The sequence below is a fragment of the Streptomyces sp. MH60 genome (genome assembly GCF_002939385.1).
Taxonomy (GTDB): Bacteria; Actinomycetota; Actinomycetes; order Streptomycetales; family Streptomycetaceae; genus Streptomyces.
This window is the reverse complement of record NZ_MULI01000068.1, coordinates 1-14,502: the sequence shown is the minus strand read 5'-3', so window position 1 is coordinate 14,502 and position 14,502 is coordinate 1. Positions and strand designations below refer to the sequence as shown.

General features: G+C 72.4%; 8 protein-coding genes and 1 pseudogene. 6 read left to right on the top strand and 3 right to left on the bottom strand.

What is annotated here, in order from left to right; genetic code table 11:
• The first annotated feature begins 112 nt into the window (after positions 1–112).
• Positions 113–2,404: an MMPL family transporter gene (locus BZZ08_RS29950; RefSeq protein ID WP_104635344.1), complete on the top strand. Its 2,292-nt coding sequence runs from the start codon at positions 113–115 to the stop codon at positions 2,402–2,404.
• On the opposite strand, the gene BZZ08_RS29945 is transcribed toward BZZ08_RS29950, so the two are convergent.
• Together BZZ08_RS29945 and BZZ08_RS29940 are read right to left on the bottom strand one after the other, a co-directional pair.
• Positions 2,376–3,485 carry a PP2C family protein-serine/threonine phosphatase gene (locus BZZ08_RS29945; RefSeq protein WP_104635343.1) on the bottom strand — a complete coding sequence of 370 codons (1,110 nt, stop codon included), beginning with the start codon at positions 3,483–3,485 and terminating at the stop codon, positions 2,376–2,378. The genes BZZ08_RS29950 and BZZ08_RS29945 overlap by 29 nt on opposite strands.
• 81 nt (positions 3,486–3,566) lie before the next feature.
• Positions 3,567–4,769, bottom strand: a complete 1,203-nt coding sequence (locus tag BZZ08_RS29940) for a glycoside hydrolase family 64 protein (protein ID WP_104635342.1) — start codon at positions 4,767–4,769, stop codon at positions 3,567–3,569.
• Between the two features lie 279 nt (positions 4,770–5,048).
• Here BZZ08_RS29940 and BZZ08_RS29935 point away from each other — a divergent pair, with 279 nt between their 5' ends.
• The 3 genes from BZZ08_RS29935 to BZZ08_RS29925 all read left to right on the top strand — a co-directional run bounded on the left by BZZ08_RS29935 (position 5,049) and on the right by BZZ08_RS29925 (position 11,106).
• Positions 5,049–5,420, top strand: a complete 372-nt coding sequence (locus BZZ08_RS29935; protein ID WP_104635341.1) for a hypothetical protein — start codon at positions 5,049–5,051, stop codon at positions 5,418–5,420.
• A gap of 246 nt (positions 5,421–5,666) precedes the next feature.
• Entirely contained in the window at positions 5,667–10,343 is a 4,677-nt protein-coding gene (locus tag BZZ08_RS29930) for an RHS repeat-associated core domain-containing protein (protein ID WP_104635340.1), read from the top strand.
• 31 nt (positions 10,344–10,374) lie between these two features.
• Entirely contained in the window at positions 10,375–11,106 is a 732-nt protein-coding gene (locus BZZ08_RS29925; protein WP_104635339.1) for a hypothetical protein, read from the top strand.
• A 183-nt stretch (positions 11,107–11,289) separates the two neighbouring features.
• On the opposite strand, the gene BZZ08_RS29920 is transcribed toward BZZ08_RS29925, so the two are convergent.
• Entirely contained in the window at positions 11,290–12,171 is an 882-nt protein-coding gene (locus tag BZZ08_RS29920) for a Gfo/Idh/MocA family protein (protein ID WP_104635338.1), read from the bottom strand.
• Between the two features lie 407 nt (positions 12,172–12,578).
• On the opposite strand from BZZ08_RS29920, the gene bdeA reads away from it, so the two are divergent.
• Complete coding sequence (bdeA, locus tag BZZ08_RS29915; protein WP_104635337.1) at positions 12,579–13,511, top strand: bis(hydroxyethyl) terephthalate hydrolase; 933 nt, start codon at positions 12,579–12,581, stop codon at positions 13,509–13,511.
• A 134-nt stretch (positions 13,512–13,645) separates the two neighbouring features.
• A pseudogene (locus BZZ08_RS29910) lies at positions 13,646–14,502 on the top strand (LuxR family transcriptional regulator); the annotation flags it as partial.

The window sequence follows — 14,502 nt, the reverse complement described above, 5'->3', positions numbered from 1 at the left end:
GGCCCGCGCATCCGGAGCGCCGTGGGACCCCGCCCCGAGGTGCCCGGTAGTGCCCCTCCGGCGTGTAATGAGGTCGATCGAGCGTTTCCGCCCGGGCAGAAGGATCACAGCCATGGCACGCAGGCGCACCGGCGTCGGGGGACGGGGAACGGCGAGAGCGGGCGGCCTGCGCCGGTGGGGCGAGTGGTGTGCCCGGCACGGCGTGATCGTCGTCGTCGGGTGGCTGGTCGCGCTCGTGGCGCTGACCTTGACGAACCGCTCTTTCGGCGGGGACTACTCGGACGACTTCGCCCTGCCCTCCGCCCAGTCCCAGAAGGGGCTGGAGGTCCTGGAGCGGCACGATCCGGCCACCGGCGGCTACAGCAGCCAGATCGTCGTGCACGACGCCGACAAGCCGCTGACCTCACTGGGCTCGCAGATGGCCACGACGGTGGACGACCTGCAGAAGCTGCCGCACGTCCGGTCCGCCCAGAACCCGCTCACCGCCACCCCGTCCTCCGGCAGCCCGGTGCCGGCCTCGTCGGACCAGCAGAACGAGGGCCCGGTCTCCACGGACGGCCGTACCGCCTACATCACCGTCCGTTTCGACATTCAGCCTGCTCAACTGGGCGACGGCTACCTGCACGGAGTCGACGACGCCGTCCAGCCGCTGCGCTCGGCGGGCGCCGAGGCGGAGTACGGCGGGTCGCTCGGCGAGCTGGCCCGGCCGGACGCCGACGACCGGGTGAGCGAACTCATCGGCTTCGGCGTCGCCGTTGTGGTCCTGCTGATCGGCTTCGGCAGCGTACTGGCCGCCGTGTCGCCCCTGGTGACAGCGCTGATCGGCGTGGTGGCCGGCCTGGCCCTCCTCGGCCTGCTCGCCGCGGCGTTCACCTTCGCCACGGTGTCCCCGACGCTGGCCACGATGATCGGACTGGGCGTCGGCATCGACTACGCCCTGTTCCTGATCACTCGGCACCGGCAGAACCTGATGAACGGCGCCGATCCGGTCCGGGCCGCCGGTCACGCCACCGGGACCAGCGGCCACGCGGTCCTGGTCTCCGGCTGCACGGTGATCGTCGCGCTGCTCGGCCTGTACGCCTCCGGGGTGTCCTTCATCGGCAAGCTCGGCATCGCCGCGGCCGTGACGGTGGTCTCGGCGGTCCTGGGCGCGCTCACCCTGGTGCCCGCCCTGCTGGGCCTCATGGGCCGGCGCATCGACCGCCTGCGGGTCCGCCTGCCCGTCGCCGAGACCGACGCGGAGCCCGGCGCGGAGCCGCACGGCACCTGGCACCGCTACGCCCGGCGCGTGGCACGCCGGCCCTGGTACTTCCTGGCCGGCGGCGTGGCGGCCCTCGCCGTCCTGGCCGTTCCCGTGTTCTCGATCCAGCTCGGGCACATCGGTGACGGCGCCGATCCCACGTCGTTCACCGACCGGCGGGCGTACGACCTCATGTCCGACGCCTTCGGTCCGGGCTCCAACGGCCCGCTGACCGTGGTCGTCGACCGGAGCGGCGTCCCCCAGTCGCAGCGCTCGGACCTCGCCTCCCAGGTCACCAAGAGCCTCGACGACGTCTCCGGCACGGCCGCGGTGACGCCGGTGACCACGACCCAGGACGGCGACGTCCTGCTCGCCACGGTCTACCCGGAGCACTCCCCGCAGAGCGCCGCCACCACCGCGCTCACCAACCGCCTCGTCGACAGCACCCTGCCGCACGCGGTCGCCGGTACCGACGCCGAGGGCTACGTCACCGGCGCCACCGCCTCCCAGGTCGACTTCCGGGACATCGTCGCCGAACGGCTGTCGCTCATCATCGCGGTCGTCGTCGCCCTGGCCTTCCTGATCATCCTCGCCGTGTTCCGCGGCCTGCTGGTCGCCCTCAAGGCCGCCGTCCTCAACGTGCTGTCGATCGCCGCGTCCTACGGGGTCGTCGTGGCCGTCTTCCAGTGGGGCTGGGGCGGACCCGCGCTCGGGGTCTCCGGCAGCGTGCCCATCGAGAGCTACGTCCCGATGATGATGTTCGCGATCATCTTCGGCCTGAGCATGGACTACGAGATCTTCCTGCTCTCCCGGGTGCACGAGGCATGGCGGCGCACGGGCGACGCCAAGGGTTCGGTGGCCCACGCTCTGGAGATCACCGCACGGGTCATCACCTGCGCGGCCCTGATCATGGTCAGCGTCTTCGCCGCGTTCGTCGTCAGCGACAACATCGTGGTCAAGATGCTCGGGCTCGGCCTCGCCGTGAGTGTGCTCATCGACGCCACCGTCGTACGCCTGCTCCTGGTGCCCGCCGTGATGACCCTGCTGGGACCGCACGCCTGGTGGACACCCCGGTGGCTCGACCGGATCCTGCCGCACATCGACGCCGAGGAGGCGGGCGAGGGGGAGCGGGGGGTCACTCCCCGGCCGGCGGCGAAGGAGTGAGCACCAGCATCGTCACGTCGTCCTGCACGTCCGGGCTGAAGCGCGCGAGGTCCGCCCAGACCAGGCCGGGGAGGGCGGCGGAGTCCTCGCCGACGAGGGTGCGCAGCCGCTCCGCCAGCGGGTAGAACGCGCCGCTGTCGTCCCTCGCCTCGACCACCCCGTCGGAGGCGAGGAAAAGCCGGTCGCCGGGGCGCAGCGACACCGTGCACGCCTCGATCGACCCGGCGTCCGCGAGGCCCAGCCCGAGCGGCGTCCACGGCGACACCTCCAGCTCCGTGGCATCCGCGCCCCGCAGCAGCAGCGGCGGCGGGTTGCCGCAGACGACGACGCGGACCTCCAGGGCGTCGGCGGAGAACTCGAGCAGCGCGGCCGTCGCGAACAGCTCGGCGTGCCGCGCGTCCGCCGAGTCCACCAGCAGCCTGCGGTCCAGCCGCCCCGCCACCGACGCCAGGTCCGGCTGGTCGAGCACCGCCTCCCGGAACGCCCCCAGCAGCGAGGCGACCGTCGACACCGCCGACAGGCCGTGCCCCTGCACGTCACCCATCACCACCCGTACGCCGAAGGGGCCGTCCCGCACGTCGAAGAAGTCGCCCCCGACCAGCGTCCCGCGCTGCGCCGCCCGGTACAGCCCCGTGCAGCGCACCGCCCCCACCCGCTCGGGCAGCGGCGGCGCGACGGCACGCTGCGCGGCCTCGGCGACCGTGCGCTCCAGGCCCAGCTGGGCGTCGCGGCGACTGCGCACGAAGGACACGAAGACGCTGAGCACCGCGACGAAGACGATGGTCAGCAGGTCGGCGTCGCCCGGCCGGTCGAGCTGGAGGGCCGGGATGTGCAGCAGCGCGATCACCACACCGCCCAGCACGGCGGTCGCCAGCGGGCCGTAGGACAGCACGGCCAGCGGCGGGATGGCACCCAGCAGGAACCCGATCTCCAGGGGCTCGTCGCTGAGCAGGGTCGCCGCGCAGATCGCCGCGACGAGGGCCGGCGGCAGCACCCGCACCCAGCGGGGCGGCGGCGCCCCGCTCAGCCAGCTCCGCCGGTCCTCGCCCCGGCGCGGCCGCGGGACGGACACCTTTCGCACACCCCCACGCTCCTACGCCGCCGCGCCGCCCGCACGCGGAGAGGCGGCGGGCGGACGACCCCGGACGAGTCCGGACGGGTCCTAGAAGGCGCCGAGCGTCAGCCGGAAACCGGTGGGCGCCGTGTCCTGGACGTAGGAGGCGAAGTCGGCCACGTCGTCGAAGGCGAAGCCGTACGCCCTGCCGTCCTCGGTGGCCGCGTGCACCGCCTTCGCGTAGTGGTTGGTCAGCGCGGTCCCGTAGAAGGCCGCGGGGTCGGTCGTGGGCTGGGCGGCCGAGGAGACCAGCGTGGAGCGGTTGAACCCGGCGCCGAGGACCGCGGCGACCGGACCGGTCGTGCCGTCGTTGGGCGCGGCGAGATTGCCGTCGCAGAACAGCACGTCCCGGGTCGACGGCTTGGCGAAGGACACCTGGGCGGGCCCGTCGAAGGTCAGCCGGTCCCCGCGCACCCGGCCGGTGAAGGTCCCGGCGTTGGTGGTGATCCTCAGGTCCTTGCCGGTGTAGGTGCTCCACACCTCGTCGATGTACGGGGCGAGGTAGTCCTTGGGGAACAGACCGGCGTCAAGACCGTGGCCGGGGGCGATCACCCGGGTGTCGTCCACGACCAGCGGCGCGAACTCCTCCACCTTCCGCACCGCCTCGAAGACGGCCGCCCGGCCACCCGGACGCACGGTGCCGGTGGTCTGGTCGCCGGCGCCGGTCAGCCGGATGGCGAGGGGCACGCTGAACATGTCGACCATGGTGGTGTTGCAGAACATCCCGGCGGAGTTGTAGGTGAACTCCGCGCAGTCGTGCAGCACCCCGTAGTTCGGGTCGGACTCGACCCAGCCCGCCGGGTACTGCAGCGCGGCGTTTCCCGCCCCGTCCGCGACGACCTTGAACTTCAGCTTCTCGCCCAGGGACACGTAGATCCGGCCGGAGAGGTGCGGCAGGCTCAGCTCGGTCTCGCCGCCGCCGGCGAGGCCGATCGCGTAGTCGGTGTAGCCGTCGGCGCCGTTGTCGGAGAGGGACACGGGGGCGACGGTGCCGTCGGGGGTGACCCGCACCTGGCGGCCGTCCACGTTGCCGACGATGTAGACGTGCACGTCGGCGTTGCCGAAGGAGCCGGTGTCGTTGACGATCGTCAGCGGCAGGGCGCCGGCGGCCTCGGGGGCCGGGCCGTCCGAGCCGACGCCCGCGAGGGCGTGCGGGGCGACGGCGGCGGCGACCGGTGCGGCCACGACCGCTCCGCCGAGGGCGACGAGCAGCTTGCGGCGGGCGAGCGGACGCTGGTGACGGGGAGTCATGTGGGGGGTCTCCAGTGATCGGGGCCTGACGGAGTCTGAGAGCGCTCTCACGCGGTGCGGCGATGGTACGCAGCAGGGCCGGCCCGGCCAACTGTCCGCAGCGCGCCCCAAACACGTTGTCCCAGGTGGGACTTGGGGTGCGGGGAGTCGCGCGGGGAACGCTTAACCGGTGTTTAAGGCGCGCTTAATCGGCGGCGCGAGGCGGTGCCGACCGATCGCGGGTGCCGGATGACATGCTGGCCCCACGGTCACAGGCGGCGAGGGCGCGGCGGAGGCGGTATGGGGTTCGAGGGCGAGGTCTGGCACGTGCGTCGGGCGCCGGACGCCGGTCGGGTGGCCGACCCGGAGTCCGGCGACATCGGGGAGATCCTGATCGACGACGCCGACTTCCCCTGGCTGTCCGGCCGGTTCCGGGCGGGTCCGGCCTACGGCGCCGTCCGCGAGCTGTTCGCCCGGGAACTCGCCCTCGCGGAAGCGGACGACGCGGAGCACGGGGCGCGGTGGGAGGCCGCCTACGCCGAGATCGAACGGCGGGTGCGGCTGGTGTCGCCCGACGGCCCGGTCGCCGAGTTCCTGCTGCACATCAAGGGAGACCGGGCCTGGTTCCGGTGGAGCGACGATCCCTTCGGGGAGAGGCGGGCCGGGGACTGACCGCGGGCCCACCGGCACACCTCCGCCCGCACTGGCCTGATCCGTCGTCACGTTGTCTCCCAAGTCCTCGACCACGTCTGCCCGCACGACGTAGCCATGCTGATCGGCCCTTCCGGGGACGGTTCCTGCGAGGCGGTGGCTCCGGTCGCAGGCAGCCCCCTTCTCCTCGAACTCCAGTGCCTAGTAAGTTCACGTGTGCACATACGTTGTTGAGGTCACCTGCAGGTGTCGACGGGGGTTGCGGGGATGGTGGGCCACAGGCCGAGTGACTGGCATGTCCTGGACCTGGACAAGGACCCGACTCCGGGTGATCCGCAGCGGGTGCGCACGCTCGCGAAGACGTTGCACGACTTCGCCGACGACGTGTCCGAGGCGTTGCGTCTGGTGAAGGGCATGGCCGGCGAGTCGACCCTGGCCGAGTGGGCGGGGAAGTCGGCGACGGTCTTCAAGGAGGAGTTCTCCGGGGTTCCGAAGAACTTGAAGAAGCTGGAGAAGTCGTACGGGATGTGCGGTGACGCGCTCGCGGACTTCTGGCCGAAGCTGGAGCGGGCGCAGGCGCTGGCGGACCGGGCGCTGGTCAAGGCGCGGGAGGCCCGTCAGGACCTGACGTCGGCGCAGTCGAAGCTGTCCTCGGCGGACTCGTGGGTGACGCGGGCGTCGAAGGAGGCGGACAAGTACAAGGACGACCCGACCGGCAGCAAGTCGGATGCGGACAAGCCGGACGAGGCGAAGGTCCGGGCCGCTACCCGTGACGTCCAGCACGCCAAGACCGCTCACACCAACGCGCAGTCGGCCGTCGACTCGGCGCAGGGTGCGCTGGACGCGGCGAAGAGGATGGCCGAGGACGCGCGCAAGATGCGTGAGGACGCGGCCCGGGAGGCCAAGAACAAGATCGACGAGGCGTCCGACGCCGGCATCCAGAACCGCTCCTGGTGGGAAGACGTCGGCGACTGGCTCTCCGACAACTGGGACACCATCGTCGCGGTCTGCAAGGTCGTCGTCGCGATCGTCGGCATCGTCGCGATGATCATCGGCGGGCCGATCCTCGCCGCGATCGTCGTCGTGGCCGCTCTCGTGGTCCTCGCGGACACGCTCTACAAATACAGCAAGGGTCAAGCATCGCTGTGGGACGTGGGATTCGCCGCGTTGGACTGCATACCCGGCATGAAGGGCCTGACCACCCTCCGTGGACTGGCCAAGGGCATGAAGGGGATGGCCACCGCCATGCGGGGTGGCCTGAAGACCTTGCGTTCCGGTGCCAAGGACCTGCTCGCGAAGGCCAAGCCCTACAAGGGCCGGTGCCGGGGCGGCGACCCGATCGACTTGGTGTCCGGCGAGATGCTCATGGAGCAGGTGGACCTGGAACTCGGCGGGCTCCTGCCGCTGGTCGTCCGGCGCACCCACGTCTCGACCTACCGCTGGGGGCGCTGCTTCGGGCCGAGCTGGGCCTCGACGCTGGACCAGCGCCTGGAGATCGACGACCAGGGCGTGGTGTTCGCCACCGAGGACGGCATGCTCCTGGCCTATCCGATCCCCGCACCGGGCACCGCCACCCTGCCTCTGGAGGGGCCTCGGCGGCCGTTGACGTGGAGCGGTGACGGCGAAGGCACGATCACCGTCCACGACGACGAGACGGGACGGACGCACCACTTCGCCCCCGGTGTACGGCGCGAGGGTGACGCCCCCGCCTACACCCTGCCGCTCGCCGCGACAACCGACCGCAACGGGCACCGCATCGACTTCCTCTACGACGAGTCGGGCGTCGTCGCCGAGATGCGCCACTCGGGTGGCTACCGGGTGGCCGTCGCCACGGAAGACGGCCGGGTCACGTCCCTGAGCGTTCTCAGCTCACCGGAGGACGGCTACGGCACGGAGGCCCACTCACCGTGGGCGGTGGTGCGACGCTACGGCTACGACGCGGAGGGCAATCTCCGCGCCGTCTCCGACGGGCAGGGCCGGGACTTCCGGCTCACGTACGACGCCGAGTCCCGCATCACGAGCTGGACCGACCGCAACGGCGGTTGGTACCGCTACACCTACGACGAGCGGCACAGGGTCACGGTCGGCAGGGGAGCGGACGGCTTCCTCGACTGCTCCCTCAGCTACGACGACGCGGCACGCGTCAACACGTACCGCAACTCCCTCGGCCGGACCACCACCTACCGGTTCGACGAGCGTCTGCAACTCGTCCAGGTCACCGATCCCCTGGGGGCCTCGACCCGCCGGGAGTGGGACGCGAACGGACGCCTCGTCTCCTGGACCGACCCGCTGGGCCGCACCACCCGGCAGGTCTTCGACGCGGCCGGTCACCTGACCGAGGTGGTCAGGCCGGACCTCAGCTCTGTCCGGGCCGAGTACGACGAGGCAGGCCGCACCCGCCGGCTCACGGACCCCGACGGTTCGTTCTGGAACTACACCTACGACGAGCGGGGCAATCGCCTGTCCGTCACGGACCCGTCCGGCGCGACCACCCGCTACAGCTACGACGCCCTGGGCCGGCCCCTTTCCGTCACCGACGCGCTCGGCCACACCCGGCACATCGAGACCGACCTGGCCGGCCTGCCGCTGGCCCTCACCGACCCGGAGGGCCGGACGACCCGAGCGCGGCGCGACTCCTTCGGACGCGTGACCGCGGTGACCGACCCCACCGGCGCCACCGACCGCTTCGGCTGGACCGTCGAAGGACTGGCCTCGTGGCGTTCCCTCCCGGACGGCGCGACGGAGGCCTGGAGCTGGGACGGCGAAGGCAACCTCGTCTCGCACACGGCCCGCAACGGTGCGGTCACCACGTACGAGTTCACGCACTTCCACCAGCCGACCTCCCGCACCACACCGGACGGCCGCCGCTACACGTTCGCCTACGACACCGAACTGAACCTGACCGGTGTCCACAACGCGGACGGCCGCACCTGGGAGTACGCCTACGACGAGGCGAACCGCCTGATCCGGGAGACGGACTTCAACGGCCGCACGCTCATCTACACCCACGACGCGGCCGGGCAGCGTACGTCGTGGACCAATGGCGCCGGACAGACCACGGACGTGACCGTGGACCTGCTCGGCCGGCCACGCCAGTACCGCACGGCGGACGAGGTCACCACCTACGAGTACGACAGCGTCGGCTCACTGCTCCGCGCGGCCAACCGCGACACCACGGTCGAACGCACCTACGACTCCATGGGCCGCACGTTGACCGAGACGGTCAACGGCCGGACCACCACCTACACGTACGACGCACTCGGCCGCCGCATCAGCCGACGCACTCCCTCGGGCATCACCTCGACCTGGACCTACGAGGCGACGGGCCACCCCCAGACCCTGAGCGGCGCCGGCAGCCGGCTGCGCTTCGACTACGACACCGCCCATCGTGAGATCCGCAGGACGCTGGGTGCGGAGGCGGTGCTCCACCAGAGCTGGGACGGCTCCGGCCGGCTGACCGGGCAGTCGGTGACCACGCCCGGCCGCGGCAGCGGCGACGCGGGCGGAGAGCTGCTCCAGCACCGCACCTACGAGTACGACCTCGACGGAGCGCTCCGGGAGATCGACGAGCTGCTCGGCGAAAGCCGCCGGTTCGACGTGGACCCGGTCGGCAGGCTGACCGCGGTCAGGACTGCCGACCGCGAGGAGAACTACGCGTACGACCGCGCGGGCAACCTCGTCACCGGCTCCCCCTACGACGGCACCGCGGCACCGCAGCCCCACCATGCCGACGGAACCAGACTGCACCGGGCCGGACGCACCACCTACGCCTACGACGGCCAGGGGCGGCTGATCCGCAAGACCGTCCGTCTCCTCAGCGGCGGCCGGCGCACCTCCCAGTACGGGTGGAGCGCGGAGGACCGCCTGGTCCGGACCGTCGCACCGGACGGATCCGAGTGGCGCTACACCTACGATCCGGACGGCCGACGGGTCGGCAAACAACGCCTCGGCACCGGCGGGGACGTGCTGGAGGAGACGACGTTCAGCTGGGACGGAACACGCCTCGCCGAACAGATCGAGACCGACGGCACCGTCACCACCTGGGACTACGCGCCGGGTTCCTACCGACCCGTCGCCCAGACCGTCAGCGGTGGCCGCGAACGGCCGGCCGCGAACCGGGGCGGAAGCGACCAGGACGACACCGACGCCCGCTTCTACGCCATCGTCACCGACCTCGTCGGAACACCGACCGAACTCGTCTCGGCGGACGGCCGAATCGTCTGGCACCGCAGATTCACCGCCTGGGGGCAGCCGACCGGCGCACCGCCCACAGCCCCGGAAGCCGACTGCCCCCTGCGCTTCCCCGGGCAGTACGCGGACGCCGAGACCGGCTGGAGCTACAACTACTACCGCTACTACGACCCGGAGACCGCGCGCTACGTCAGCGCCGATCCGCTGGGCCTGGCACCGGACCCGAACGACTACGCCTACGTCACCAACCCGCTCCTTCTCCTCGACCCGCTGGGCCTCATCCGCATCCGCGGCCAGCGCGGCCGATGGGAGAGGGACTCGAACTCGCCCGTACAGGCCCACAACCGCGACACGGAATACCCCGGCAGCTATCGCCAGTCCACCCATGACGCCATGACCGCCGCCTGGACCGACGAGGGCATCGCCCAGGGCGGCACACCCATGCGGCCCACCGGACAGCTCGACTCCCAGGGCCGTCAGATCATGGAACGCATTCCCAGATCGGACCTGACCTGGCGCAACTCCGCGGGCGAGATCATCCCGTCCAACCAGCTCACGTACGAGCACCTGACACCGGTGGTCGATCACTGGAACCAGACGGGCTACCGTTCCGACCGGGCCACCCGCAACGACTTCTACAACGATCCCGACAACATGGAGCCCATGACGAGAAGCGAGAATTCCCGCGGTGGTGCGCTCATGGACGCCACGTACCGCCAGGATGTCGACCCCACCCTCTACTCATGCAGCTAGGGCACCCGACCCGAGCACAGGAGCCACCCTCATGAACCTTGGATCCGTCCTGTCCGCCATGCCCGGCGCCGCACCCGTTCCCGGTCTGGCATCCGCCTGGCGGTGGTCGCCGAACCCGATGTTCACCTTCACCGCCGCACTCTCCACCGACGGCCGGCACAACCTGCAGGTCAACGTACGCGGACGCTACGACGAGGCGCTCGTCGCGGCACTGCTCGCCCACACACGCGCCCATGACGACACCTTCGTGGGGCAGGGGCGGCCCCTGGTAGCCGTCGGCGGCTTCCACCACGACGGGACGGAGTTCGACACCGTGGGAGTGGCGACGGCCGAGGTGCACGGGTATCACGCCAACGAGAACCCTGAGCTGTCGGCGGCCACTTACGCCGTCTTTCCCGCCTACGCCAGTGAGATCTCCGGCCGGGAGAACGAGGAAGAGGCCTGGGGCAGGTTCCGCAAGATGCTCCAGCCGAACAAGCTCGACCGCGCCGAGGTGCCGTTCGTCAAGATGCGCTACGACAACACCCGTACCCGGAGCATGAGCAAGGGTGACGCCCGCGGCTTCGCTCCGCTGGACACGCTGGTGCGGGAACTGGAACTGCTCGCCGGCGCTCCCGGCAGCTTCGTCGAGTGGGAGAACCGGCACGGCACCGTCTGGCGGGTGGACAGCACCGGCGACACGCTCGAGCTGACGCACGACGCGACGCGGGAACCGGTGATCCCCGGTCAACTGCAAGCCGTGGCCCGCACCAGCGTGCAGTAAGCACCCGGAAGTACCCTGGCGCGGTTTCGGAGGGCTTCGTCCTGGCGGACGACGTGTCCGATGGTGGGACAGAGGCGTGCACGCTCATGGACACGACGGAGCAGGGGCATCGCCGTCGGTGAGGACACGGGCGCTCCCGCCGGCGCCGCAATGAACCCGGGTATGACGAACCGGGACGACGTCTTAGTGCGCCAGCAGGTCCTCGGCCTCGGCGAGGATCTCGGTGACCCGCAGCCCGAACACGGCGTCGCACGGATGCGGGCGCCCGCCACCGGCGGCGGTGAGCAGTGCGTCCGCGGCCCGCCGCAGCGCGGGCACCGGACCGTCCGTGGTCTCCGGGAGCAGCGTCACCCCGGCCCGGCCGCGCAGCTCCACCGTGGCGCCCGCCGCCGCGGGCGGCGCCGTCAGGCTGAGCGTGAGCGTGCTGGAGGCCCCGCCCGTGTGGTCGAGGACCAGGTGGACGGTGTCCCCGGGGCCCGGTGCGGCCGCCGCCACGCGCCGGGCGTCGCCGAGGACCGGCAGCAGCACGGACAGGGCGTGCGGGCCCACGTCCCACAGGGCGCCCTTCTCGCGCCGCCACGGCGAGGCGGCGAACGGACTGTCACCGTCCCCGAACACGGCGCCCAGCCACTGCGCCCGTGCGGTGAACCAGCCGTCCGCGGCGGCCTGTTCGGTGATCCATGCCTCCGTCTCGGGCTGGAACCGGGTGGTGAAGAAGACCACCGAGGCGACGTCCGCCGCCCGTACCGCCTCCACCACGGTCCGCCCCTGCGCCACCGTCGCCGCGAGCGGCTTGTCGAGCAGCAGATGGCACCCGGCCCGCGCCGCGCGCACCGCCAGGTCGGCCTGCACGGCCGGGGGCAGCGCGACGGCGACGGCCTCCACGTCGGCCAGCAGGGCGTCGACGTCGTCGTAGGCCCGTGTGCCGTGCCGCTGCGCCAGCTCCTCGGCGGCGTCCGGGCGGCGGCCCCACACCCCCACGAAGTCCAGGTCGCCGTGCCCGGCCAGGGCGGGGGCGTGCGCCATGTCCGCCCAGGGGCCGGTGCCGAGCAGTCCGATGCGCATTCCGACGCCTCTCCACGGTGCCGACCCGATGACGGGCCCGCCGACGATCCTCCGACGACCGGCGCACGACGGCCCGGCCGAGGTCGAGCGTGTCACATCGGCGGGGGGTGCGGACAGGGCGGAGGGCGTCCAGCGGCAGAGGCGGCAGGGGCGGCAGAGGCGGCAGGGCGTTACCGGCCTCCGGGTCGGCAGCGTGATCCGCCCGCGCCCCGGGAGGCCGTACCCCCCTCGTCGTACGAGGCCGGTGAAATTGCCGATCCCCCCGCCCGTCCCGCCGCCCGACAGTGGCAGCGCCAACCCATCGGCGAGGCCCGCCCGGCGGATGTCCCGGGACGCGACCCCACGCGTTCCGGGCCGTGTGCGATCACCGGGCGGCCGACCCGCCACGACCGAGAGGACCACCCCTCGTGCAGCAGAACCCCCACATCCACGCCGCCCCCGGAGCCGCACGTCCCGCCTTCCGCGGCACCCGGCGGCGACTCGCCGGCGTGACGGCCGCCGTGGCCGCGATGGTCGCGCTCGGCGCCCTCACCGGCCCGGGCGCCCAGGCCGCCGACAACCCGTACGAGCGCGGCCCGGCGCCCACCCAGTCGAGCATCGAGGCACTGCGCGGCCCGTACTCCGTGGCCGACACCAGCGTCTCCTCCCTGGCGGTCACCGGCTTCGGCGGCGGCACCATCTACTACCCGACCAGCACGAGCGACGGCACGTTCGGCGCCGTCGTGATCGCGCCGGGGTTCACCGCGTACCAGTCCTCCATCGCCTGGCTCGGACCGCGGCTGGCCTCCCAGGGCTTCGTCGTGTTCACCATCGACACCAACACCACGCTGGACCAGCCCGACTCCCGGGGCCGCCAACTGCTGGCCGCCCTGGACTACCTCACCGAGCGCAGCTCCGTCCGCGGCCGGATCGACAGCAGCCGACTCGGCGTCATGGGCCACTCCATGGGCGGCGGCGGCACCCTGGAGGCCGCCAAGTCCCGGCCGTCGATCCAGGCGGCGATCCCCCTCACCCCCTGGAACCTGGACAAGAGCTGGCCCGAGGTCAGCACCCCGACGCTGATCGTGGGGGCCGACGGCGACACGGTCGCCCCCGTGGCCTCGCACGCCGAGCCGTTCTACTCCGGCCTGCCCGCCGCGACCGACCGGGCCTATCTGGAGCTGAACAACGCGACCCACTTCTCGCCCAACACGTCCAACACGACGATCGCCAAGTACAGCGTTTCCTGGCTCAAGCGGTTCATCGACAACGACACCCGCTACGAGCAGTTCCTGTGCCCGCTGCCCCGGCCGAGCCTGACGATCGAGGAGTACCGGGGCAACTGCCCGCACGCTTCCTGATCTCCGGTCCGCTGTGCCGGCGCACGACCGGGCCCGGGGCCGGTTGGGCGTCGGCACAGTGCGCGTGCCGCCTGCCCGGGTGCGGGCGGACCGGTGCCTTCCGCCTCAGGTTACGCGCGCGTAACCTCCCGGGAATGACCGGAGAGACGACCGTACCCACGGCCGGGCGGATCCACGGCCGGAGCGCACAACGCAAGGCGCTGTGCGCGCTGTTGGACGCGCTGCCCCGCCACGGCGGCCAACTCCTCCTGGCCGGCGAACCCGGGCTCGGCCGCACCGCCCTGCTCCAGTGGGCCGCCCGCTCCTTCCGGGCCGGTCCCGTACTCCACCTCGGCCCCGCCCCCGACATGAGCGCGCACGGCGCCGCCGAACAACTGCTCGACACCCTGCGGGCGGCAGCTGCCGCGGCGCCCGTACTCGTGTGTGCGGACGACGCCCACCGGTGGGACGCCCCGGCACGGACGGCGCTCGGCCGCGCGGCCCGGCGCCTGCGCACCGCCGACCGGGTCGGCCTGCTGCTCACCGTCGCCTCGGACCGCGCCGTCGGCCCGGAGTTCGCCCGGCTGCCCGTCGTCCACCTGGACCCGCTGGCTCCGTCGAGGGCCGCCGCCCTGCTCGACGACGTGACCGACGGTGCCGCCGCCCCGGCCGTCCGCGAGCAACTCCTCGCGGAGGCGGAGGGGAACCCGGCCCTCCTCGTCGCCCTCGTGCGCCGGCTGTCACCCGCCGAACTGCGCGGACACCGGCCGCTGCCGCACCCGCTGGCCGACGCGACCGCCCTCGCCGAGGCCGCGGGCGGCGTGCCGAGCGGCCCGTCCGCCCACGCCCGGGACCTGCTGCTGACGGTGGCGGCGGCCGGACAGGCCGCGGACGGCACGGGCGTCGACGCCGGTCTGGTCCACGACGCGCTGCGGCGCCTGCGGCCGGCACCCGGACCCGACCTCCGGGCGGAGCCGCTGCCCGGGCAACTCGTCCTGGCCGGCGACCGGCT